We start from the raw sequence: 3,477 nt of genomic DNA, 5'->3' as shown, positions 1-3,477 counted from the left end.
GGAATTTATTCAACAGCCAATTTAAGAGAGATACGTGCGCTAATTTCTCAGTGGTTTAATTTGATTAATGAAGCTCTCACTGACACTTTTACAATATCTGCTGTGGCATTGGCTTTCTATGAAGCTAGATATATGTCAAAAATTTTTGGCGGCCAACATAAAGAGCTAAAAGGCGAGCAACTCTATAAAGCTGCTAAACGTGTTCCTTTAGCGGGTGGAGCATTAGTAGATGAACTACTCTCTAAAATTGCTGAGCTAGCTCGTCAAAGAGTTGAATATGCGATTCGAGATGGGCTTAATATTGGTGCTACAACCCTACAAATTATTCAGCGTATTCATGGAACTAAACGTCTTAAATATGAAGATGGGCTACTCAATAGTACTAAAACAGATATTGAACGAACTGTACGTACAATTCGAAGCCATATATCCAATCAGGCATATTTAAATAGCTATAAACAATTAAAGTTTGAATATGTCCGATTTATAAGTGTTCTTGATGGAAGGACATCGAAAACGTGTGCCTCACTTGATGGTTCGGTATGGCAGCTTAACGATCCGGCAAAAAAAGTTCCTCCTTTACATCCGCATTGCCGCAGCATTTTACTTCCAACTCTTGAGGACGGTCAGCTCGCTGGTAGTCGAGCTTTCATTATGGATGAAAGAAAATTTAAAGATATTCCTAAAGATGAGCGCGAACAATTAACTGGTCAGTTAGATGCAAATACTTCTTTTAAAGAGTTTTTTAAACTGACAGATGATTTCTTTCAAAAAGAATGGTTAGGGCCTAAACGATATCAATTATATAAAGAGGGGCAATTCGATTTTGATAAATTTTTTGATCCAGAGGGGCGCTTATATACACTCGAGGAACTTAAAGAACTTGATGAGCGGGCTTTAAAATTTTTGGATTTATGAGTGAGAGCAGAAGCATTTGAAATAGGATTTTTATCTTGAATAACTTTTTTGTTTTAACCAAATATACACACTTAAACAATTAGTTAAAAAAGTTTCAATAATCTAGCCAGATAGCATGTTAAGTTTTTCTCAATCATAAAAATTTAGAAAGGATTAAAACATGAAATTTTCCTACCAAGATCTTGCCGGAAATAATGTTGAAGTGGAGTGTGAAAGTTATACTCATATACCCTCAGGAACAGCAACAAAATCTACAGAAGGGGGGAATTATCATCTTAATGAAAACTTCAGTTTCTTTAAGAAAACTGAAGCTGACTCTATGCCCATCTATCGATTTGCTATTGACCGTAATTCTAATGTTTTTAATAGTGATGAGCTTCCAGCATTAGCTCAAATTGGTACAGACTGGAAAAATTTAGATTAATTTTTTACTCAAAATAAGACCCTCAGTTGAGGGTTCTATATTATTTCTATGAGTTATTTCTTTTTAAATACAAGTAATAAGCCTAGTAAAATTGCAATCATTCCAATTAAACCTGCCAGAGGTAACGTATTTTTTAAAATTAGAAAATCTAAGAGCGCAGTAACAATGGGAACCAAATAGAACAGGCTTGTCACGTTGACAATATTGCCCTGATTTAAAAGTCTGTAAAGTAAAAGTTGTGCAACTACAGAAATTAAAATTCCAAGAAATAAGACAGAAATAATCAGTTGTGAATTCCACGTTATTTCAAAATGTTCAAAGGGAACTATAAATAGGCAAACTACAAGGCTAACTACATATTGTAGTGGTAGGACATCTGTAGGAGCCTGTTGAATGTTCTTTTGCATAATGGCCCCAAAGGTTATACAGATCAGGGCAGCCAAGGCAAAGAATATGCCGATCGGCGCAATAAACGACATTGTTAGGCTTTTCCAGACTAAAAGAATGAGACCTGCTAAAGCAATGAGTAAACCGAAAAGCCTTTCTTTTTGTAAACTTTTTTCTAAAAGGCAAAGCGTTAAAATGGGTTGTATTCCCATAATTGTGGCCATCAAACCAGGCGTGACCCCATGAGCCATGGCTTTAAAATAGCAGATTGAATAACCTGCGATCATGAGTAGGCCCGTTAGTAAAACTTGCTTACGGGTTCCATGCTTGGGTAAGAGCCGTTTTCTAAAAATAGCCAGTAGCGATAGAGCAATTAAAGCAGTTGAAAAGCGCAGAATTAATAAGGCTATGGGTGAAGCATTATCAAGTCCCCAACGAGTAAAAATTGCAGCACTTCCCCAAAGTAAAACGAAAATAGATGTCGCGCTTTGTGATGCAAGCATCTGTTTATTTAGGCGCATAAAACCTCCTCCTAGTGCGTAATATCTAAGAAATACGAAGTGATGAAATTGTTAGTCAGCGTCGCTATTAATGTGTTATTCAGACATTAATCAATTCACGGATAGCTTCTTTTAGAAAAATGAATTGTTTTAACTTCTTCTAATTTCAGTATGGGAGAGAGAATAGATAAAGAAAAGCGCATAATTCTTTTATATACTATTTGAAAATCGAATAGATAAATCGCAATGAATATAAAAAACTTACAGATTGATTGGTTAAAATGCTTTGTCACAGTCGTAGATACAGGCTCATTGTCGAATGCAGCACCTGAGTTATATCGCTCTCAGTCTGCGGTTAGCATGCAACTGAAAAAACTAGAAGAAGCGCTGCATTGCCAACTTTTAATGCGAACACATCGACAAATTGAATTAACGTCGCAAGGACAGCTACTTTTAGGTTATGCGCGCCGAATTCTCGACTTACATGCAGAAGCTCAAATGGCATTTCATGGAGATGAATTAAAGGGCCGTATACGTCTTGGCGTACCTGATGACTATGCCGCTAAATATTTAACACCAGTACTCAAACGTTTTGCGCCACGTTACGGAGGTGTTGAAATTGAATTGATCTGTGAGCAGTCGACTTCGTTAATTCCGCGAGTAGAAAGTGGGGATATAGACTTGGCATTAATTTCAAGAGATAACGCTCGTCAAGGAACACTGTTATTTCATGAACCAATGGTATGGGTTGGCTCTCCACAATTTGAACTCTGGCGAGAAGACCCGCTTCCAATTGCAGTTTACGAAAGTACCAGCCAAGCCAAAAAGAGCGCTATTCATTCTTTGGCATTACAAGGGCGCCGTTACCGTGTGGTCTACAACAGTTCAAGTTTGGCTGGTCAAATTGCAGCAGTTGAAAGCGGTTTAGCAATCGCTGTGTTCACACAATGCAGTGCACCTGAGCATTTAACCATATTAGGTGCAGATCATGGACTTGGGCCATTAGAGCCGATGGAGACTGCTGTTTATCGGAGTAGATCTTCTTTAGAGTCAAAAGCTGTAGACCACCTATATGAATTACTCATTAAAACGCTCAGACACTCAGTTAATGTTTAATGACCAAATTTTAAGTCGATATTTAAAGGTCAAACTAAAGCGCTTTACATTTTTGCGTTAAATCTACAAAAAAGCCTAGAAACCTATGCTGATCGTAAAACTAATAAAAAGTATTTATTAACTCACTATCTG

The 3,477-nt window shown here is 37.1% G+C and carries 4 protein-coding genes; 3 read left to right on the top strand and 1 reads right to left on the bottom strand.

Annotated features, from left to right (window positions below; genetic code table 11):
• Both UC75_RS05410 and UC75_RS05405 read left to right on the top strand, forming a co-directional pair.
• A partial coding sequence (locus UC75_RS05410; RefSeq protein ID WP_228137106.1) for a minor capsid protein occupies window positions 1-918 on the top strand: 918 nt, incomplete at its 5' end.
• A 160-nt stretch (window positions 919-1,078) separates the two neighbouring features.
• The gene (locus tag UC75_RS05405; protein ID WP_049836944.1) at window positions 1,079-1,342 is read left to right on the top strand and encodes a hypothetical protein; all 264 of its coding nucleotides are present in this window, start codon (window positions 1,079-1,081) and stop codon (window positions 1,340-1,342) included.
• A gap of 53 nt (window positions 1,343-1,395) precedes the next feature.
• On the opposite strand, the gene UC75_RS05400 is transcribed toward UC75_RS05405, so the two are convergent.
• Window positions 1,396-2,250, bottom strand: coding sequence for a DMT family transporter (locus UC75_RS05400; protein WP_049836943.1), 855 nt, complete (start codon window positions 2,248-2,250; stop codon window positions 1,396-1,398).
• A gap of 225 nt (window positions 2,251-2,475) precedes the next feature.
• Here UC75_RS05400 and UC75_RS05395 point away from each other — a divergent pair, with 225 nt between their 5' ends.
• Window positions 2,476-3,345, top strand: a complete 870-nt coding sequence (locus UC75_RS05395; RefSeq protein ID WP_049836942.1) for a LysR family transcriptional regulator — start codon at window positions 2,476-2,478, stop codon at window positions 3,343-3,345.
• Window positions 3,346-3,477 lie beyond the last annotated feature (132 nt).

It is taken from the genome of Acinetobacter sp. V2 (genome assembly GCF_001188385.1).
In the GTDB taxonomy this organism is placed as follows: Bacteria; Pseudomonadota; Gammaproteobacteria; order Pseudomonadales; family Moraxellaceae; genus Acinetobacter; species Acinetobacter oleivorans.
This window is presented reverse-complemented; position numbering and strand designations above follow the sequence as displayed.